Consider the following 19,624-nt stretch of genomic DNA (forward strand, 5'->3'; position numbering starts at 1 on the left):
GGGCCATTGTACGTGAGGCGGGCTGGATCGCCCGGCTTACAGCGAGGCCAGCAATTCCTCGAAGGCCCGGGTCGACGCCTCCACGTGGTTGGCCAGGCGGTGCCCGTCGTCCACCATCAGCAGGCGCGCCGAGCGGGCCTGGGCCCAGGCGATGACCTCGGCGGGCGGGATCAGTTCGTCGTGCCAGGCATGCACCACGCTGGTCGGCACCCGCGCCGCATCCAGCGCCGGCATCGGCCCCATGCGGGTCGGCGGCACCATCAGGAACAGCCCGCGGACCGGCACCTGCAGCGAGGCGATGGCCGAGATGTACGAGCCCAGGCTGGAACCGGCCAGCACCACCGGGCCCTGCGCGGCGCGGGCGGTGGCCAGGGTGACCAGTCGCTGCAGGCGGGCGCGCACATCGCCGAGGCTGCTGACCTCGCGCTGGGCGTCCAGGTCGGTGTAGTCCGGGCGCTCGTGGGTCCAGCCCAGGCGCTCGGCCACGTCGGCCAGGGCGGTCACCTTGATGGCGTCCGGGCCGCTTTCAAAGCCATGGGAGAGAATGCAGTGGCCGCGGCTCATGCACACACCGGGCGGGAATCGATAGGAGCGTTCATGCCCGAATGCTAGCATCGCCGCATGCCCGACCGCGCCCCGCCCGCCATCGATGCACAGCCCCTGCTCTACCAGGACAGGCTGCTGCCCCGCACCCACGACGACATCGATCTGGTGGTCATCCACTGTACCGAACTGCCGGACCTGGCGATGGCGCGCGAGTACGGCGAGCGCGTGCTGTATGAGAGCGGCACGGGCAACAGCGGGCACTACTACATCGACCGCGACGGGCGCATTGTCCAGTACGTGTCATTGGACCGCATCGCGCATCAGGTCACGGGTTTCAATCCGCGTTCGATCGGCATCGAACTGGTCAACACCGGGCGTTACCCGCACTGGTGGGATTCCCGCCACCAGGCGATGGACGAGCCCTACCCGGATGCGCAGATCGCGGCGCTGATCGATCTGCTGCAGCACCTGTGCGGCACGCTGCCGGCGCTGGCGCATATCGCCGGCCATGAGTGGCTGGATACGCGCGAAGAAGTGGCCAGCGACGATCCGGAACGGCGGGTGCCGCGCAAGCGCGATCCGGGTCCGTTGTTCCCGTGGCCGCGGGTGCTGGCGGCGGTGCCGTTGCAGGAACTGCGTGGGTGATGATCAGCCGGTGGCGACGGGACGCGACGGGTCGCTGACCCAGCCGCTCCACGAATCGGCATAGACGCGTGCCCCTCCCAGCCCGGCGGCTTCCATCGCCAGCAGCAGGTGGCAGGCGGTCACGCCGGAGCCGCACATCAGCACGACCTCGTCCGGTGCATGCGTGCCGAGCAGCGGCTGCAGTGCGGCGCGCAGATCGTCCGCAGGGCGCAACCGGCCCTCATGCACGTTCAACGCGAAGGGACGGTTCACCGCGCCAGGTACATGGCCGGCGACCGGATCCAAGGGTTCCACTTCGCCACGGAAGCGTTCACCGGCCCGCGCATCGATCAACCAGCCCGGGGCGTGCTTGAGACGCGCCTGGACTTCTTCAACGGAGGCGATCTGGCTGCGGTCGAAGTGACCCGGATACGGCGGCAACGCGGTCACCTGCGGCAGCTCCGCCGTTACCGGCAGGCCAGCGGCCTGCCAGGCGGCGAAGCCTCCATCAAGAACCCGCACCTGCGCATGCCCGATCAGCCGCAGCAGCCACCACAGGCGCGCGGCGGCCATGCTGCCGTCGCCAGCGTCGTAGACCACGACCTCGGTCTCCGGCCCGATGCCCCACTCGCCCAAGCGGGCAGCGAATGCATCGCTGTCCGGCAGCGGGTGCCGGCCATGGCCAGTGCGACCGAGATCGGACAGATCCCGGTTGAGATCGGCGTACAGCGCGCCGGGCAGATGGCCCTGCGCGTACAGCTGCGCACCGGCGGGCGGATCGGCCAGCGAGAACCGTGCGTCCATCACCCGCAACGCGGGCGGGGCACTGGGCGTCGCACGTGCATCCATGAGGCGCGTCGCGCCCTGATCCATGGCGTGTGCGAGGGTGGCGACATCGATCAGCGGCGTGGTCATTCGGTCTGCTCCAGGCGGCGACGCAGGTTGTAGAGAATGGCGGCGGTCGCGCCCCAGATCCGCTGCCCGGGCCAGCCGTATTCGAGTACGTGACGGATGCGCCCGCGGTGGTCGATCTCGACGTGGTGCAGGTTGGCCGGATCCATCAGGTAGGACAGCGGCACCTCAAACACTTCGGCAACCTCACCCGGCTCGGGCACGGCCACGAAGGCGGGATCGATCACGGCCACCACCGGCATGACCCGATAGCCGGTAATCGTCACGAACGGATCCAGATACCCGAGCACCTGCACCTGGTCCTGTTTGAGTGCGATTTCCTCATCACTTTCGCGGATTGCAGCAGCGACCGCATCGCGGTCCTCCGGCTCCATGCGACCGCCGGGAAAGCCGACCTGCCCGCCATGATGGCGCAGCGTATCGGTCCGCCGGGTCAGCAGTACCTGGGCGCCGCCCTCGCGCGGAATGATGCCGGCCAGCACGGCCGCTTCAACCGGGGGGCCGGGCGGTAACAGATCGATCAGTTCGCTGCGGTTCCAGCCATCGCCGGGCGGGGGCTGGTCCAGCGGATACAGCGCGCGCAGCAGGCGCTCATGTTCGGCCAGCGAACCGCGCAGGGATTGCCGCAGTTGTTCGCGCAGCGGCAGTGTGTGCTGCATCACGTGATGCTGTTCGGGTCGACTCATGGTTCGCCAGCGGGTGATTTCATCCATGGTGCGCAGGCAGCCCGTGCAGACACCGGCGCGGTCCAGTGCGCAGATTCCGATGCAGGGAGTGGGCACGGCATGCGGGGTATGTTCCATCGATTGGACCGGTCAACAGTAGCGCGATTGCACGAAAACGAAAAACGCGCCGGTGTTTCCACCGGCGCGTTCTTGATGTTGCAGCAATTACTTGACGCTGACGAGCTTGATTTCGAACTGCACCGCGACGTTCGGCGGGAACGGCGTGCGCGGATCGGCACCATAGGCCTGATCCGGCGACAGCGTCACTTCCCACTTGGAGCCGGCCGGCATCTGCAGCAGGGCTTCACGCATGGCCTTCATTTCGACTTCGCTGACCTTGATGCCCGGGATCTGCTGGGCCGGACGCGCTTCAGCCGGACGGGTGCCGAACGGGTACGGACCGGCCACTTCCAGCTGCACGGTGCTGGCCGGGGTCGGCTTGGCGCCCTTGCCGGCTTCGATCACGCGGTACTGCACGCCGCTCGGAAGCGACTGCACGCCGGCCTTGGCCTTGTTGGCGGCCAGGAACTGGGTGCTCTTGGTCTTGTTTTCGGCGGCAGCCTTGTCGTACTCGGCCTTGGCGGCCTGCGCACGACCCTGCTCACGCTTCTGGAAGGCTTCGACGGCGGGCTTCAACTGCTCGGCCGTGATCGACGGCTGCTTCTTGGCGTAGGCATCCTGCAGGCCCTTCACCACCGAGTTGATGTCCAGCTGCTCGCCGCGCGCGGTGAGTTCAGCCAGGTTGTTGCCGTAGTCGTAACCGAAGTAATAGCTCAGCTTGCCCTTTTCGGACGAGGTGTCCTGGGCGAAGGCATTGCCCGTCAGGGCCAGGGCCGCGACGGCGACCGCGATAGAACGCAACTTCATCAAACTTTTCTCCAGGGGTGGTAACTCAGGACGCGTTGGGCCGCCCTGAGGCGACGGGTTAGGATAGCCGCCGCAACGTTGAACCGCCACTAACGACGCAGGCTCTGACCTGACTTCGTTTCAAGAAGTTCAACAATCACTTTTTTTTAACGTTTTCAGGAGTCCTGCCGTGGCCGACGCCCTTATCTCGATTATGGACGATGCCGCCGTGCGCACTGTGACGGTCAACCGCCCGGACAAACTCAATGCGCTCAACCGGGCGACCCTGGAAGCCCTTGATAGCGCATTCGCTGAAGCGGCGGCCGACCCCTCCGTGCGCGTGGTGGTGCTGACCGGCGCAGGTCCCAAGGCCTTCGTGGCCGGGGCGGACATCGCCGAAATGAACAGACTCAGCGCGGTTCAGGGTCGTGATTTCTCCTTGCTGGGCCAGCGCTTGATGCGCCGCATCGAGCGCATGCCCAAGCCGGTGATCGGCAAGATCAACGGTTTTGCGCTGGGCGGCGGGCTGGAACTGGCCATGGCCTGCCACCTGCGGGTGGCCTCCGAGACCGCCAAGGTGGGGCAACCGGAGATCAATCTGGGCCTGATGCCCGGCTTTGGCGGCAGCCAGCGGCTGCTGCGCCTGTGCGGCCGCGCCGCTGCGCTGGAGCTGTGCCTGCTGGGCACCCCGATCACTGCCGCGCGTGCCGCGCAGTTGGGCATCGTCAATGAGGTGGTCCCGGCTGCGGAGCTGGATGCCCGCGTCCAGGCACTGGCGTCACAATTGGCCTCGGCCGCGCCTCTCGCGCTGCGCGGCATCCTCGATGCGATCCATATCGGCGGCGAGTGTTCGCTCGGCGAGGGCCTGGAATATGAGAGCGCGCAGTTCGGGCTGATGTTCGCCACCGAGGACATGCGCGAAGGCACCAGCGCGTTCCTGGCGCGCCGGCCGCCGGTGTTCCAGAACCGCTGAGCCATGTCGCCTTCCGATACCGCTTCGCCGGCACAGTTGCTGGCGCTCGTCCTTGATGATCAGTGGGATGCCGCGCTGGACGCTGGCCTGATGGACTACGTCCCGCAGCCGGGCGACGAGCAACTGCTGGCCGACCATCCTGAGCTGCCGCAGCGCCTGCAGAACGCCCAGCAGCAACTGCAGCGCGCCTGGGACGCGCGCGAGCGCTACCGACAACGCGAACAGCGGCTCGCACGCCGCGTCGCCGAGCGCGAGGCGCGTCGCGCGCCGCCGCCTACACCCGAGATCCAGAAGCCCGCCCTGCCCTCGGCCGCCGCCGCGATCCTCGCGCGCGCCAAGGCGAAAGCGGCCGGGCGCACCTGATGATGGCCACGATGAAGAAAACCGCCGCACGCACCGCGCGCATGCCCAAGGCCGACGTGATCGAAATGTTCACGCGCCTGCGCGAGCTCAACCCGCACCCCAAGACCGAACTGGAGTACAGCTCTCCGTTCGAGCTGCTGGTGGCGGTCACGTTGTCCGCGCAGGCCACCGACGTGGGCGTCAACAAGGCCACGCGCAAACTGTTCCCGGTCGCCAATACTCCGCAGGCGATCCTTGCGCTGGGTGAAGACGGCTTGAAGCAGTACATCGCCACCATCGGCCTGTACAACGCCAAAGCGAAGAACGTGATTGCCGCCTGCGCCATGCTGGTCAACCAGCACGGCGGCGAGGTGCCGCGTGATCGTGCGGCACTCGAGGCGTTGCCCGGTGTCGGCCGCAAGACCGCCAACGTGGTGCTCAACACCGCCTTCGGCGAGCCGGTGATGGCGGTGGACACCCACATCTTCCGCGTGTCCAATCGCACCGGCCTGGCACCGGGCAAGGATGTGCGCGCGGTGGAGGATCTGCTGGTCAAGGTGATTCCCGCCGAGTTCCTGCTCGATGCGCACCACTGGCTGATCCTGCACGGCCGCTATGTGTGCAAGGCACGCAAGCCGGACTGCCCGCAATGCGTGATCCGCGACCTGTGCCGGTTCAAGGAAAAAACCGCCGCCTGAACGGGGCACGCGACTGCCATATGGGCGCAACCCGGCGGTCATCTGCGCCGGGCATCAATAGCAGCCCCTGACGCCGCTTGGGATGCGGGCGATGACGGTTTGTCTGAAACTGTCACATTTACGCAATCTTCACTAATTAGCCTGCGCAGCATCTTCCCACCTGCCTGCAAGGCTCCTTCCATGAAACTGCATCGCCAACTTCTTACTGCGGCCGTGGCGGCTGCGCTGTTCGTTCCGGCCGCTCACGCTGAAGTGGCCATCGATGTGATCGGCGGTTCGGAAATCACGTTCGAGGGCCTGGTCCAGGCCGACGGCAACTGGTTCGACAACGATGTGACCGACCTCAACGGCGGTGATGCCGGCAACGGCAAGAACAGCGAATTCGAGCTGCGCCGCGCCGAGCTGGTGCTCAAGGGCAAGGGCCCGGGCAACGTGGAATGGGTGGTGGGCTACGACGCCAAGGCCGACAAGTTCCTGGACACCAACCTGAAGTACAAGCTGGCCGGCAACGCCAACCACTTCGTGCAGTTCGGCCAGTTCAAGCAGCCCAACAGCCTGGAAGAACTCTCCAGCACCAAGAACAACGACTTCATCTCCAAGGCCGCGGTCACCAACACCTACGCCGTGGCCCGCCGCCTGGGTGGCGCCTACAGCATCGGTGACAACAACTGGTCCGTCACCGCCAGCGCCTTCGGCCGCGAGCTGACCCGCAACCTGGCCCACGGCAGCGGCTACGGCGCGCGTGGTACCTGGGCCCCGATCAATGACAAGGGCCAGGTCCTGCACTTCGGCCTGAGCTATGTGGACTACGACACCGACGCCGACACCCTGCGCGTGCGCGCCCGTCCGAACGCCGACCTGGCCACCGCGCGCCTGGTCGACAGCGGCAACCTGGTCGATACCGACCGCGTCAGCACGATCGGTGCCGAAGCGATGTACATCGGTGGCCCGTTCAAGGCCCAGGCCGAGTACTACACCAGCAAGGCCAAGCGTTACTCGCACGACAACTACAGCAGCGACGGCTACTACGTCAGCGGCCTGTGGAACATCAGCGGCGAGACCTGGGGCTACAAGGGCGGTACCCCGACCACCGGCCTGCCGGACGAACCGGGCCGCGGCATGTGGCAGCTGGGTGCGCGTTACGACCACATGGATCTCAACGACGGCAACCTGAACGCGAATCCGGTGGCCGGCCGCCCGCCGATCGTCGATGGCGTGCTCGGCGGCAAGATGGACATCTGGACCGTGGGCGTGAACTACTACTGGCGCTCCAACACCAAGTTCGCGCTGAACTACGTGATGGTGGACAGCAAGAAGTACAGCTCCACCGCCCGTACGTTCGTCAACGACGATCCGAACATCCTCGAAGCGCGCCTGCAGTTCTTCTGGTAAGCCCTGCAGTACGCGTGTGACACAAAGGCGCAGCTTCGGCTGCGCCTTTTTTCGTGCTCCTTTCAGCGAAGAACAATTGCGTCTCCTGGCGGTGCAGGCAGACACGCTGCGCACGCTCGGCCCACCGATGGTGCTGCGTCGCTTCCAGGCCGAATGGGACACGCGCTGCGCCGGTGAATCGACCGATGTGTCGCGCACCGTCTCGGTCGGCCCGCAACGCAGGCACGGGCTGGCCGACCTCGTTCTGCGCGAACGCCGGGTCACCACGCACAGCTGGATGGATGGCGTCACCTGCCGCGACCAGGACACGCCGGTGGAAGGCGAGCGCCACGTGCTGCGCTTCGATGGCCGACGCTATGCGGTTCCGGAGGCACTGCAGCCGTTGTGACACCCATCCCGGAAAGCGTGTCACGAGGCAGTCATATGACAGTCGCTGCGCTGTCATCGAACCGTTATGGAATGAGCACCGGGCGGGACACCCCGCACCTTCATCCATCCCAGGAGCCACCCCGTGATCCACGCCTTCAAATCGCGCGCCGCTGTTGCCGTCCTCGCCGCGTCGTCCGTGTTCGCCGCCAACGCCGCCGATGTGACCGGCGCGGGCGCCTCGTTCATCTACCCGGTCATGTCCAAGTGGTCGGCCGACTACAGCACCGCGACCGGCAAGAAGGTCAACTACCAGTCCATCGGTTCCGGTGGTGGTATCGCCCAGATCAAGGCCGCGACCGTTGATTTCGGCTCCTCCGATGCCCCGCTGAAGCCAGAAGAACTGGCGGCGGCCGGCCTGGCCCAGTTCCCGTCGGTGATCGGCGGCGTGGTCCCGGTGATCAACGTGGCCGGCATCGCCCCGGGCGCGCTGAAGCTCGACGGCCCGACCCTGGGCAACATCTTCCTGGGCAAGATCAAGACCTGGAACGACCCGGCGATCGCCGCGCTGAACCCGGGCGTCAAGCTGCCGGACGGCAAGATCACCGTCGTGCACCGCTCGGACGGTTCGGGCACCACCTTCAACTTCGTCAACTACCTCTCCAAGGTCAACCCGGAGTGGAAGACCAAGGTCGGTGAAGGCACCTCGGTCCAGTGGCCGGTCGGCATCGGTGGCAAGGGCAACGAAGGTGTTGCCGCCTATGTGAAGCAGATCAAGGGCGGCATCGGCTACGTCGAACTGTCCTACGCGCTGCAGAACAAGATGTCCTATGCCGCGATGAAGAACGCCTCGGGCAAGATCGTGCTGCCGAGCGACACCTCCTTCGCCGCCGCTGCCGCCAGCGCCGACTGGGCCAGTTCGAAGGATTTCTACCTGGTCATGACCAACGCCCCGGGCGCCGATGCGTGGCCGATCACCGCCACCAACTTCATCCTCGTCCGCAAGCAGCCCAAGAACGTCGCCAACGCCAAGGCCACCCAGGAGTTCTTCCGCTGGATCTACAAGAGCGGCGATGCGCAGGCCAAGCAGCTCGACTACGTTCCGCTGCCGGACACCCTGGTCAAGCAGATCGAGACCTACTGGTCGCAGAACCTGAAGTATTGAGCAAGCCACCACCGACGGTGGTGACCTACCGGTAGGTGCCGACCGTTGGTCGGTACGCGTCGCCCCCGACGCAACTACTGGACAGTGCAATGGCGCCGGAGGGACCTCTCTCCCCCTTCCGGCGCCATCGGGCGCGGGCCGCAAGGTTCCGCGCCTTTTTGTTGCCTGCCCCCGACGGGGCGGCCCTTGTGGGACAAGGCTTTGCGTGCGCCAGGTCACGGCGTCATCAAGCTGTAACAAAAACATCATTTCATAGTCGCGTCGCCGGAAAGACCGGCCCTTATCCCGCTATGGAGTGACGCATGAAACTGCACACGGCCAGCATTGCCGCCCTTTCCCTGGCCATCGCGCTGGGTCTTTCCGCCTGCAAGCCGGGCGCTGACGGCCAGGCCGCCGCGCCGGCCACCGATGCGCCCGCTGCCGCTCCGGCCGCTGGCGATCGCCTGACCGCCGAGATCTCCGGCGCCGGTGCATCCTTCATTTTCCCGCTGGTGTCCAAGTGGTCGGCCGACTACAACGCCGCCACCGGCGCCAAGATCAACTACCAGTCGATCGGTTCCGGTGGTGGCATCGCCCAGATCAAGGCCGGCACCGTTGATTTCGGTTCTTCCGACAAGCCGCTGAGCAGCGAAGAACTGGCCCAGGCCGGTCTCGGCCAGTTCCCGTCGGCCATCGGTGGCGTGGTCCCGGTGGTGAACATCGACGGACTGGAAGCCGGCAAGCTGCGCCTGAGCGGCGCCCTGCTGGCCGACATCTTCCTGGGCAAGGTCAAGACCTGGAACGACCCGGCCATCGTCGCCGCCAACCCGGGCGTCAAGCTGCCCGACGGCAAGATCACCCTGGTCCACCGTTCGGACGGCTCGGGCACCACCTTCAACTTCTCCAACTACCTCTCCAAGGTCAGCCCGGACTGGAAGAGCAAGGTCGGCGAAGGCACCTCGGTGCAGTGGCCGGACGGCGTGGGTGGCAAGGGCAACGAAGGCGTGGCCTCGTACGTGAAGCAGATCAAGGGCTCGATCGGCTACGTCGAACTGGCCTACGCGCTGCAGAACGGCATGCCGTACGCCTCGATGCAGAACGCCGCCGGCAACTGGGTGCAGCCGAGCGCGGAAACCTTCGCCGCGGCAGCCGCCAGCGCCGACTGGGCCAGCGCCAAGGACTTCAACCTGGTCATCACCAATGCCCCGGGCGACCAGGCATGGCCGATCACCGCCACCAATTTCATGCTGATGCACAAGCAGCCCAAGGATGCCCAGCGCAGCAAGGACACCCTGGCGTTCTTCAAGTGGGCCTTCGAGAAGGGCCAGGCCCAGGCCAACGAACTGCACTACGTGCCGCTGCCGGCCGAACTGGTCACCCAGATCGAAGCCTACTGGACCAGCGAGTTCAAGTAAGCCAGACAGCGGGCCTGTGCACAGCGCAGGCCCGCTTTCCTCGCCGCACCACCCTGCCGAACCACCACTCGGGCCCCCGCCTCAGCCATGAATGCCATCGCCCAGCCTGTTCCCGCACCGTCCCTCCGCGACCTGCGTGATGCCCGCAACGACACACTGTTCCGCTGGGTACTGATCGCCACCGTCATCCTGGTGCTGGTCGCCCTGGCCTGCGCCGCGCTCTCCATGCTGTGGGGCGGCCGCCATGCCCTGCAGGAGCAGGGCCTGAGCTTCTTCTACTCGTCCGAATGGAATCCGGTCGAGAACAAATTCGGTGCGCTCGCACCGATCTACGGCACCCTCGTCACCGCCCTGATCGCGATGGTCATCGCCGTCCCGGTGAGCTTTGGTATCGCCTTCTTCCTGACCGAGGTCGCCCCGCGCTGGCTGCGTGGCCCGGTCGGTACCGCCATCGAACTGCTGGCCGGTATCCCCTCGATCATTTACGGCATGTGGGGCCTGTTCGTGCTGGTGCCGGTGATGACCGAATACGTCACCCCGTTCCTCAACGACCACCTGGGCACGATGCCGATCATCGGCCCGCTGTTCCAGGGCCCGCCGCTGGGCATCGGCGTGCTCACCGCCGGCTTCGTGCTGGCGATCATGGTGATCCCCTTCATCTCCTCGGTGATGCGCGAAGTGTTCCTCACCGTGCCGACCCGCCTGAAGGAATCGGCCTATGCGCTGGGCTCCACCAAGTGGGAAGTGAGCTGGGACATCGTGCTGCCCTACACCCGCTCGGCGGTGATCGGCGGCATCTTCCTGGGCCTGGGCCGCGCGCTCGGTGAAACCATGGCGGTGGCCTTCGTGATCGGCAACAGCGTGCGCCTGTCGCCGTCGCTGCTGGAACCGGGCACCACGATTGCGGCGCTGATCGCCAACGATTTCGGCGAAGCCACTGAAACCTACCGCTCGGCGCTGCTGCTGCTCGGCTTCGTGCTGTTCATCGTGACCTTCGTGGTGCTGGCGATCGCCCGCCTGATGCTGATGCGCCTGGCCCGCAAGGAGGGCAACTGATGTCCACCGCCAACGCCCAACCGCTGTACCTGCGCCGCCGCATCGTCAACGTGGTCGCGCTGCTGATGTCCTGCCTGACCGCGCTGTTCGGCCTGTTCTTCCTCGGCTGGATCCTGTGGACGCTGGCCTCCAAGGGCCTGGCCGGCATCAACCTGGACCTGTTCACCAAGATGACACCGCCGCCGATGCAGGAAGGCGGCCTGGCCAATGCGTTCTTCGGCAGTGCCGTGATGTGCGGCCTGGCGATCGCGATCGGCACCCCGCTGGGCGTGCTCGCGGGCACCTGGCTGGCCGAGTACGGCAACTTCCGCAAGGCCGGCACGGTGGTCCGTTTCGTCAACGACATCCTGCTCTCGGCGCCGTCGATCGTGCTGGGCCTGTTCGTCTATACCCTGTATGTGATGCAGACCGGTGGCCAGTTCTCGGCCTTCGCCGGTGCGCTCTCGCTGGCCTTCATCGTGCTGCCGGTGGTGGTGCGTACCACCGATGAAATGCTGCGCCTGGTGCCCTCGCAGATGCGCGAAGCAGCGCTGTCGCTGGGTATCCCGCAGTGGAAGGTGACCGTGCAGGTGCTGTACCGCAGCGCCGCCGCCGGCATCGTGACCGGCATCCTGCTGGCGCTGGCCCGCATCTCCGGTGAAACCGCGCCGCTGCTGTTCACCGCCTTCGGCAACCAGTACTGGAACAGCAACGTGTTCCAGCCGATGGCCTCGGTGCCGGTGGTGATGAACCAGTTCGCCGGCAGCCCGTATGAATCCTGGCAGGTGCTGGCCTGGGCCGGCGCGCTGGTGCTGACTGTGTTCGTGCTGCTGGTCAGCCTTTCCGCGCGCGGCATCCTGCTGCGCAACCGTATCTCCCATGACTGACCTTTCCACGGACATCGCCATGAACGATCTCTCCAATGCCGTGCCGATGCAGCGCATCGTGGTCCCGGCCTCGCATGAAAACCTGCAGACCCCGGCGCCGATCAAGCTGGCCGCGCGCGGTCTGGATTTCTACTACGACAAGTTCCATGCGCTGAAGGGCATCGACCTGGAAATTCCGGAAAAGCGCGTCACCGCGCTGATCGGTCCCTCCGGTTGCGGCAAGTCTACCCTGCTGCGCATCTTCAACCGCATCTACGCGCTGTACCCCAAGCTGGAAGCGCGTGGTGAAGTGCTGCTGGATGGCGAGAACATCCTCTCGCCGAAGTACCCGATGAACCGCCTGCGCAGCAAGGTCGGCATGGTGTTCCAGAAGCCGGTGCCGTTCCCGATGACCATCTTCGAGAACGTGGCCTACGGCATCCGCCACCACGAGAAGCTCTCCAAGTCCGAGATGACCGACCGCGTCGAGCAGGCCCTGCGCCAGGGCGCGCTGTGGGACGAGGTGAAGGACAAGCTCAACCAGAGCGCGCTGGGCCTGTCCGGTGGCCAGCAGCAGCGACTGTGCATCGCCCGCGCCGTGGCGCTGCGCCCGGACGTGCTGCTGCTGGACGAGCCGACCTCGGCGCTGGACCCGATTTCCACCAGCCGTATCGAGCAGCTGGTGGAAGAGCTCAAGCACGACTACACGATCGTCATCGTGACCCACAACATGCAGCAGGCCGCGCGCGTATCCGACTACACCGCCTTCATGTACCTGGGCGACCTGATCGAACACGACCGCACCGAAGTGATCTTCTCGCAGCCCAACAAGCAGCAGACCGAGGATTACATCACCGGTCGTTTCGGTTGATCGGTGCTGTCCCCTCACCAACTGTCCCAGCCAGGCATGGCCTGGCGCTACCCGGATTGCAGACCATGAATCTTCCCAACGACCACATCGTCAAGAGCTACGACGAAGAACAGCAGCGCCTGGTGGCCGAGATCGTGCGCATGGGCGAGATGGCCGTCGCCCAGCTGGAGGCGTCCATGGACGTCATCGAGAAGCGCGACGAGAACGCGGCCCAGCGCATCATCGCCAACGATGAAGCCATCGATGCGCTCGAGCAGCACATCAGCCACGACGTCATGCGCCTGGCGCTGCGCGGGCCGATGGCACGCGACCTGCGCGAGATCCTGGCCGGCCTGCGCATTCCGGCCGACATCGAACGCATCGGCGATTACGCCGCCAACGTGGCCAAGCGCTCGATCGCCCTGAGCAAGGTGCCGCCGCTGCCGCAGATCCAGGGCCTGCGTGCGCTGGGCCGGCTGGCCGCGCAGCAGGTGCGCCGCGCGATCGAAGCCTACCGTGACAACGACGCCGCCGCCGCGCTGGAACTGCGCGACGACGATGCCCGCCTGGACGCGCAGTACACCGCGCTGTTCCGCGAGCTGCTGACGTACATGATGGAGGACCCGCGCAACATCACACCCTGCACCCACCTGCTGTTCATGGCCAAGAACCTGGAGCGCGTGGGCGACCATGCCACCAACATCGCCGAGAACGTGTGGTTCCTGGTGCATGGCGAGCAGGCCCTGCCGCCGCGCGAGAAGCGCGACGAGACGAGCAGTACCGATCACGTCTGAGCGCGCGCTTCAAAAACGCAAAGCAAAAGCCGCTGCCTTCGGGTGGCGGTTTTTTTGTAGCCGGAGCGTCCGGGCGCTCCGGCAATGAGGCGCTGCACTTCACGAAACGTTGAATCCTGTGTGAGGATTCGATGAGCCGGGCCGGTCCACCATGGCCGCACCTGCTGCCCCCACGCCGCCATCCCGGGCCCCGGCCCCTTGCAAGGAGATCCACCCGATGAGCACACCCACCCGCGCGCAGTCTCTGTTGGCAGCGGCCGCGCTGGCCGCCGGCCTGGGCGTGACCGCCTCGGCGTCCGCGTTGAGCATGACCGACCTGGCCCAGGGCTACCTGGTGGCCGGCCAAGCGGCGACCAAGGCGGCCGAAGGCAAGTGTGGCGAAGGAAAATGTGGTGCGCACGGCGACAAGGCCGGCAGCACGGCGGGCGACAAGGCCGCGACCGCCGGTGCCAAGACCGCCGAAGGCAAGTGTGGGGAAGGCAAGTGCGGTGCCGACAAAGGCAAGGCCGCTGGCGGCAAGGCAAAGACCGCCGGCGACAGCAAGGCGGCGGAAGGCAAGTGCGGCGAAGGCAAGTGCGGTGCCAGGCACTGACGCTCCCGCCACTGGGCTGGACCGGTTGCCGCTGCCTGCGGCGGCGACCGGACTTGGCTTGCGCCGCGCCCTGCTGCAGGACCTGCGCGATGCGCCCGCGGGAGATCTCGACTTCCTCGAATGCGCGCCGGAAAACTGGATCGGCGTCGGTGGGCCGGCCGGCGATGCACTGGCCGAACTGGCAACGCGCTACCCGCTTACCTGCCATGGGCTGTCGCTTTCGCTGGGCAGCACTGCGCCACTGGATACCTCCCTGCTCGACCAGGTGGGACGCTTCCTGGAGCGGCACAAGGTGCCGCTGTACAGCGAACACCTGAGCTACTGCAGCGATGACGGCCACCTCTACGACCTGCTGCCGATTCCCTTCACCGAGGAAGCAGTGCGTCACACCGCAGCGCGTATCGCCCGGGTGCAGGACCTGCTGGGCCGGCGCATCGCGGTGGAGAACGTGTCCTATTACCTTGCCCCCGAGCCGGCCATGGACGAACTGGCCTTCACCACGGCGGTGCTCGCCGAGGCCGATTGCGACCTGCTGCTGGACGTCAACAACGTCTACGTCAACGCCTGCAACCACGGCTACGACGCTGATGCCTTCATCGCCGGGCTGCCGGCTGCGCGCATCGTCTGCCTGCATGTGGCCGGTCACCTCGATGAGGCCCCTGACCTGAAGATCGATACGCACGGAAGCGCCGTGATCGATCCGGTCTGGGCGCTGCTCGGCCGCACCTATGCGCGCATCGGGCCCCGCCCGACCCTGCTGGAACGCGATTTCAACTTCCCCCCGTATGCCGAGCTGCGTGGCGAGCTGCAGACCATCCGCCAGCGGATGGCCGCTCATGCAGGAGGCCGGCATGACTGACGTCCCGGCGCGCCTGCACGCGCAGCAGCGAGCCCTCACCGCGCACCTGCGCGACCCGGCCCAGGTCCCTGCCCCGCCGGGTCTGGACGCGCGCCGGCTGGGCCTCCATGAGCGGCTGGTGTTCAACAACGTGCTCGGGCTGCTGGGCAACGGCTTCCCGGTCTGCGTGCGCCTGCTCGGCGAGGCAGCGTGGGCCGCCCTGGTCCGGCGGTATCTCGCAGTACACCGTGCGCAGACCCCGTTGTTCACCGAACTGGCCGCCGAGTTCGTGCAGTGGTTGCAGGGCCAGGCCACGCTGCCGCATCCGGCACTGGCCGAACTGGCCCATTACGAGTGGGTGGAAACGGCTCTCTACCAGTTGGACGCGTCCCCGCTGCCGCCCGCGCCCGGCCTGGACCCGATGCGCGCGGCGCTGCAGCGCTCACCGCTGGCCTGGCCGCTGCGCTATCGCTGGCCCGTGCACCGGCTCGGCACCGATGACGCGCCGACGCGGCCCGACCCCGAGCCGACCGCGTTGCTGGTCCGCCGCGACCCGGATGGGCAGGTCCGCTTCGCCGCGGTCAGCCCGATGGCCGCGCAGCTGCTGGAGCTGATCGGTCAGCATCCCGGCAGCACCGGCACCACGTATCTGCAGCAGCTTGCGCAGGCACACGGCATGGCGGCCGATGCCCTGCTGCTGCCAGGCGCCGCCCTGCTGCGGCAATGTCACGACAGCAGGGTGATCGGACCGGCCCCCGACGCTGGCGGCCGCAGCGCCTGAGCGCGGGGGGGCATACAGGTCGCTCTGCTAAACTGGGGCGATGACTGACGACCTCCCCCGCTCCGACGCGCCGGCTGCTGCCGACGCACTGCCCGCTGCCGCCCAGCGCTTGATGGCGACCCGCTTCCGCGGCTTCCTGCCGGTGGCGGTGGACGTGGAGACCGGTGGATTCGACTCGGATCGCCACGCCCTGCTGGAGATCGCCGCGGTGCCGATCGAGATGGACGAGACCGGCCTGCTCTATCCCGGCCAGACCGCCAGCGCCCATGTGGTACCCGCCGAAGGCCTGGAGATCGATCCCAAGTCGCTGGAGATCACCGGCATCATCCTGGACCACCCCTTCCGGCTGGCCAAGGTCGAGCGCGACGCGCTGGACCACATCTTCGCCCCGATCCGGGTGGCGATGAAGAAGTACGGCTGCCAGCGCGCGATCCTGGTCGGGCACAACGCCCACTTCGACCTGGGCTTCGTCAATGCGGCGGTCAACCGGACCGGCCACAAGCGCAACCCGTTCCACCCCTTCAGCGTGTTCGACACCGTCACCCTCGGCGGCATCGCCTATGGCCAGACCGTGCTGGCACGCGCGGCCACCGCAGCCGGGCTGGGCTGGGATGCCGATGAGGCGCACAGCGCGGTGTATGACACCGAGCAGACCGCCAAGCTGTTCTGCAAGGTCGCCAACAGCTGGCCGCGCCCCTGAGCGGTATCAACCGATAGCGGTTCTGTCGCGCCCTTCGCTCTTGGCCCGGTACAGCGCGCGGTCGGCGCGCTGGTAGAGCAGCATCGGCGTGCGGTCGGCGGCATCCAGCTCGACCAGGCCGGCGCTGAAGGTCACCGTCAGCCCCGCGATGCCTGCCCAGTCGGGGTGGTCATGGAACAAGCCGCGCAGGCGCGCGCAGACCTGGGCGGCTTCGTCCAGGCGGGTGTCATTGAGCAGCAGCGCGAATTCTTCGCCGCCGGTACGCGCCGGCATGTCCGAATCACGGCAGGCCGAGGCCAGCAGCCGCGCCACTTCCACCAGCACCACATCGCCCACCGAATGGCTGTGCCGGTCGTTCACTTCCTTGAAGTGGTCGATGTCCAGCACCACCAAGCACAGAGGGTGGTGGCTGCGCTGCGAGCGCGCGAAATCACGCGCCAGCGCTTCATCGAACGCGCGCCGGTTCGGCAGCCCGGTCAGGGCGTCTTCGCGGGCCTGCCGCTCGAAGGCCTCGGCCTGCACTGCCAGCCGGTCAGCCAGTTCGGTCTTCTCCAGATTCAGCGCCTGCAGGTTCACCGTCTGCGTCTGCAGATCCAGCGTCGCTTCCTTCACCATCCGTGCCAGCCGTACATTGCTGGCCTTGTAGCGGTTGATCAGATACCGGTACAACGCGATCAGCCCGGCCAGCAACATCAGCGCGGCGACCAGCTGCACACTGCGGCGTTGCCACAGGAACGGTTCCACCGTGAATTCCCACACCGCTTCACTGTCGCTCCAGGCACCGCCCGGATGCGCAGCGGACACGTGCAGCGTGTAGTCGCCCGGCGGCAGGCCGATGAACTCCACGCTGCGCTGCTGGCCGCGCTCGATCCAGCCTTTGTCCAGGCCATCCAGACGGGTGCGGTAGCGGATACGCTCGGAAAGCAGATAGCTCAGCCCGACGTAACTCACGCTCAAGCGGCGCCCACCGGGAATCGAATTATGGTCGCTGCCCTGCCAATGCAGCGGCGCCCCATCGACCTGCACGCTCTCGATCACCGCCGGCGGCGCCAGGCGCTCGCGGAAGCGCTGCAGCCGCAGCGGGTCGACCATGCTCAGGCCACCAGCGGTCACCACCCAGAACGTGCCGTCCTGACGCAGGATCGCCGATGGCCCGGAGCTGCCGTTGGCCTGTGAATTGGCCATGCCGTCGATCTCGTTGTAATGCTCGACCTCCACCCGCGCGGCGCGCCCGTCAGCGACGGCATTGAGCATCGCCATGTCGGTGCGCAGCACGCCGCGGTTGCTGCTGATCCAGACATTGCCGACCCGGTCGGGCACCAGCTGGAACACGGTGTCCACCGGCATGCCCTGCTCCAGGCCGACCCGCGCCAGCGTGCCTTGCTGGTAGCGGTACAGGCCGCGGTCGGTGCTGATCCACATCGCATCGCCGATCTGCTGGAAGCCGAACACGCTGCGCCCGCCGCCCAGGCGCTGCAGGTCGATGGCCTGCACCCGGTCGCCGCGCAGCACCCGGATGCCCTCGATGGTGCCGATCCACAGCCCGCCCTCAGCATCATGCGCCAGCGCGGTGATCAGCCCGGTCGGCATGCCGGGAATCGCCGGCTGCCCGACCTGGCCGGCCTCGATGCGGATCACGCCTTTCTGGGTCCCGGCCCAGACCACCCCGTCGCGGTCGATGCTGATCGCGCGGATGTTGCCGCCTGGCAGCCCTTCGGCGTTGCCGTAGACGTGCAGGCGCTGGCCCTGTTCGTTGATCTGGAAGATGCCGTCGCCGAACGTGCCCACCCACAACCTGCCCTCACGATCCTGCGCCAGGCTCAGCACCGAGGGGCTCTTGCCAACGTTGTTGCGCAGCGGCACCGGGCTGAAGCGCCCCTGCGCGTCGCGCCGGTCCAGGCCGCTGGCGCTGCCGATCCAGAGCTGGCGCAGGCGATCCTCGAACACCGTGCGCACGTAGTCGCCGCTGAGCCCGTCGCGCTCGGTGAAGCTGCTGAACAAGGTTTCGCGCAAGCGGTACAGGCCGCCATTGGCGCCCACCCAGATGCTGCCCTCGGCGTCTTCGCGCAGGCTGACCACGCGCCCCCCGGGCAGCGACAGCCCGGTCGGCAAACGCTCCAGCCCGTGCCGCGACAAGCGCAGCAGGCCCTGGTTCTCGGTGCCCAGCCACAGGTCGCCGTGGCGGTCCTGCAGCATCGCAGTGATGTGGGTCACCCCCGGCAGGCGGTGCTGCAGCAGCGGCGCCCCATCCTGCATGCGGTAGATGCGCTCACCGGCCACCACCCACATCACCCCATCGGGCGCGCGGTACGGCCATACCAGGCCGCGCCCCAATCCCCAGCTGTCCGGCGCGCGGCGCTGCACGCCATCGGTGTCGCGCACGACCAGGCCGTCCAGCGTGCCGACCCAGACCCGGTCCTGCGCATCCACCACCAGCTTGGTGAAACTCATCGCCATCGGCACATCGGCCGGCGGCGTCTGATAGTCGAACGTGCCGTCCGGGCCCAGGCTGCCGATGCCCTTGCCTTCATACAGCAGCCACAGCCGCCCATGGCTGTCCATCTGCATCGCCTGGATCAGCACCTGCGGGGTATCGGGGCGATGCTCCCAGACCTGCCAGCGGCCGTCCGCGCCGCGCCGGGTCACATTGCCGCGCGAATCACTGATCCACAGCCCGCCACTGCGGTCCACCAGCAGCGCGCCGACGCCGTTGTCGCGCAGGCCCGGCGTGGTGCTGCGGTCGAATACCGTGAAATCCAGCCCGTTGTAGCGGACCAGGCCTTCCCAGGTGGCGAACCACAGATGCCCTTCGGGGGTCTGGGCGATGTCGCGCAGCGAGTTGTGCGGCAGCCCGTTGCGCGAGGTCCAGACATCGATCGCATAGTCACGCAGCGGCGGCGGGCCATCCTGGGCCGAGAGCGACCACGGGACCGCGCACAGCAGCATCAGCCACAGCGCAGCCGCCTGCAGGGTCGGCATGCCCGGGAACTTCAGTTGTGCCGGCCGCCACCGGTTCCTGCCCCCCCGATCGCTCATCCGTATGGATCAGCCTTGGGCAGGCGCCGTGCGCATGGGGGGAACGGCCGTGCACCAGCGCGGGGGCTGGCAGAGTCGTACGCTCTCATGGGGGAGACGCTGGAAAGAGATGCCCATAGTAGGCAAATCCTTGCGTTTTGGGGGAGCCG

General features: G+C 67.1%; 21 protein-coding genes. 16 read left to right on the plus strand and 5 right to left on the minus strand.

Features of this window, described 5'->3' with window-relative positions:
- Positions 1-36 precede the first annotated feature (36 nt).
- On the minus strand, positions 37-564 hold the full coding sequence (locus POS15_RS10550; RefSeq protein WP_266085970.1) for a hypothetical protein: 528 nt from the start codon (positions 562-564) through the stop codon (positions 37-39).
- A gap of 57 nt (positions 565-621) precedes the next feature.
- On the opposite strand from POS15_RS10550, the gene POS15_RS10555 reads away from it, so the two are divergent.
- Positions 622-1,191, plus strand: a complete 570-nt coding sequence (locus POS15_RS10555; RefSeq protein WP_284128129.1) for an N-acetylmuramoyl-L-alanine amidase — start codon at positions 622-624, stop codon at positions 1,189-1,191.
- A 3-nt stretch (positions 1,192-1,194) separates the two neighbouring features.
- On the opposite strand, the gene POS15_RS10560 is transcribed toward POS15_RS10555, so the two are convergent.
- From POS15_RS10560 to POS15_RS10570, 3 genes are all read right to left on the minus strand, one after another.
- On the minus strand, positions 1,195-2,085 hold the full coding sequence (locus POS15_RS10560) for a sulfurtransferase (protein WP_019185882.1): 891 nt from the start codon (positions 2,083-2,085) through the stop codon (positions 1,195-1,197).
- Entirely contained in the window at positions 2,082-2,885 is an 804-nt protein-coding gene (locus POS15_RS10565; RefSeq protein ID WP_019185883.1) for a CoA pyrophosphatase, read from the minus strand. The genes POS15_RS10560 and POS15_RS10565 overlap by 4 nt, the downstream gene beginning before the upstream one ends.
- 87 nt (positions 2,886-2,972) lie before the next feature.
- Entirely contained in the window at positions 2,973-3,674 is a 702-nt protein-coding gene (locus POS15_RS10570) for an FKBP-type peptidyl-prolyl cis-trans isomerase (RefSeq protein WP_284128130.1), read from the minus strand.
- Between the two features lie 169 nt (positions 3,675-3,843).
- Here POS15_RS10570 and POS15_RS10575 point away from each other — a divergent pair, with 169 nt between their 5' ends.
- The 15 genes from POS15_RS10575 (at position 3,844) to rnt (ending at position 16,439) form a co-directional block, all read left to right on the plus strand.
- Entirely contained in the window at positions 3,844-4,626 is a 783-nt protein-coding gene (locus tag POS15_RS10575) for an enoyl-CoA hydratase-related protein (RefSeq protein WP_019185885.1), read from the plus strand.
- A gap of 3 nt (positions 4,627-4,629) precedes the next feature.
- A complete protein-coding gene (locus tag POS15_RS10580) occupies positions 4,630-4,989 on the plus strand; it encodes a hypothetical protein (protein WP_019185886.1) in 360 nt (119 codons plus the stop codon).
- Between the two features lie 2 nt (positions 4,990-4,991).
- Positions 4,992-5,666, plus strand: coding sequence for an endonuclease III (nth, locus tag POS15_RS10585; protein ID WP_026070195.1), 675 nt, complete (start codon positions 4,992-4,994; stop codon positions 5,664-5,666).
- 180 nt (positions 5,667-5,846) lie between these two features.
- Positions 5,847-7,058: an OprO/OprP family phosphate-selective porin gene (locus POS15_RS10590; RefSeq protein ID WP_026070196.1), complete on the plus strand. Its 1,212-nt coding sequence runs from the start codon at positions 5,847-5,849 to the stop codon at positions 7,056-7,058.
- A 76-nt stretch (positions 7,059-7,134) separates the two neighbouring features.
- Positions 7,135-7,446 carry a hypothetical protein gene (locus tag POS15_RS10595; RefSeq protein ID WP_284128131.1) on the plus strand — a complete coding sequence of 104 codons (312 nt, stop codon included), beginning with the start codon at positions 7,135-7,137 and terminating at the stop codon, positions 7,444-7,446.
- A 123-nt stretch (positions 7,447-7,569) separates the two neighbouring features.
- Positions 7,570-8,589, plus strand: coding sequence for a phosphate ABC transporter substrate-binding protein PstS (gene pstS, locus POS15_RS10600; RefSeq protein ID WP_046272026.1), 1,020 nt, complete (start codon positions 7,570-7,572; stop codon positions 8,587-8,589).
- Between the two features lie 302 nt (positions 8,590-8,891).
- Positions 8,892-9,983: a phosphate ABC transporter substrate-binding protein PstS gene (pstS, locus tag POS15_RS10605; protein ID WP_284128132.1), complete on the plus strand. Its 1,092-nt coding sequence runs from the start codon at positions 8,892-8,894 to the stop codon at positions 9,981-9,983.
- 87 nt (positions 9,984-10,070) lie between these two features.
- A complete protein-coding gene (gene pstC / locus POS15_RS10610; RefSeq protein ID WP_019185892.1) occupies positions 10,071-11,039 on the plus strand; it encodes a phosphate ABC transporter permease subunit PstC in 969 nt (322 codons plus the stop codon).
- On the plus strand, positions 11,039-11,905 hold the full coding sequence (pstA, locus tag POS15_RS10615; RefSeq protein WP_019185893.1) for a phosphate ABC transporter permease PstA: 867 nt from the start codon (positions 11,039-11,041) through the stop codon (positions 11,903-11,905). The genes pstC and pstA overlap by 1 nt, the downstream gene beginning before the upstream one ends.
- A gap of 19 nt (positions 11,906-11,924) precedes the next feature.
- Positions 11,925-12,755 (plus strand): phosphate ABC transporter ATP-binding protein PstB, encoded by an 831-nt coding sequence (gene pstB / locus POS15_RS10620; protein ID WP_019185894.1) that lies wholly within the window; start codon positions 11,925-11,927, stop codon positions 12,753-12,755.
- A gap of 65 nt (positions 12,756-12,820) precedes the next feature.
- On the plus strand, positions 12,821-13,528 hold the full coding sequence (gene phoU, locus POS15_RS10625; protein ID WP_019185895.1) for a phosphate signaling complex protein PhoU: 708 nt from the start codon (positions 12,821-12,823) through the stop codon (positions 13,526-13,528).
- A 217-nt stretch (positions 13,529-13,745) separates the two neighbouring features.
- Positions 13,746-14,120, plus strand: coding sequence for a hypothetical protein (locus tag POS15_RS10630; RefSeq protein WP_284128133.1), 375 nt, complete (start codon positions 13,746-13,748; stop codon positions 14,118-14,120).
- A 16-nt stretch (positions 14,121-14,136) separates the two neighbouring features.
- Positions 14,137-14,979, plus strand: coding sequence for a DUF692 domain-containing protein (locus tag POS15_RS10635; RefSeq protein ID WP_026070198.1), 843 nt, complete (start codon positions 14,137-14,139; stop codon positions 14,977-14,979).
- Positions 14,972-15,739 carry a putative DNA-binding domain-containing protein gene (locus POS15_RS10640; RefSeq protein WP_284128134.1) on the plus strand — a complete coding sequence of 256 codons (768 nt, stop codon included), beginning with the start codon at positions 14,972-14,974 and terminating at the stop codon, positions 15,737-15,739. The genes POS15_RS10635 and POS15_RS10640 overlap by 8 nt, the downstream gene beginning before the upstream one ends.
- Before the next feature lie 112 nt (positions 15,740-15,851).
- Entirely contained in the window at positions 15,852-16,439 is a 588-nt protein-coding gene (gene rnt, locus POS15_RS10645) for a ribonuclease T (protein WP_046272216.1), read from the plus strand.
- 6 nt (positions 16,440-16,445) lie between these two features.
- On the opposite strand, the gene POS15_RS10650 is transcribed toward rnt, so the two are convergent.
- Positions 16,446-19,418 (minus strand): ligand-binding sensor domain-containing diguanylate cyclase, encoded by a 2,973-nt coding sequence (locus POS15_RS10650; protein WP_284128135.1) that lies wholly within the window; start codon positions 19,416-19,418, stop codon positions 16,446-16,448.
- Between the last annotated feature and the right edge of the window lie 206 nt (positions 19,419-19,624).

The sequence above is a fragment of the Stenotrophomonas sp. BIO128-Bstrain genome (genome assembly GCF_030128875.1).
In the GTDB taxonomy this organism is placed as follows: Bacteria; Pseudomonadota; Gammaproteobacteria; order Xanthomonadales; family Xanthomonadaceae; genus Stenotrophomonas; species Stenotrophomonas bentonitica_A.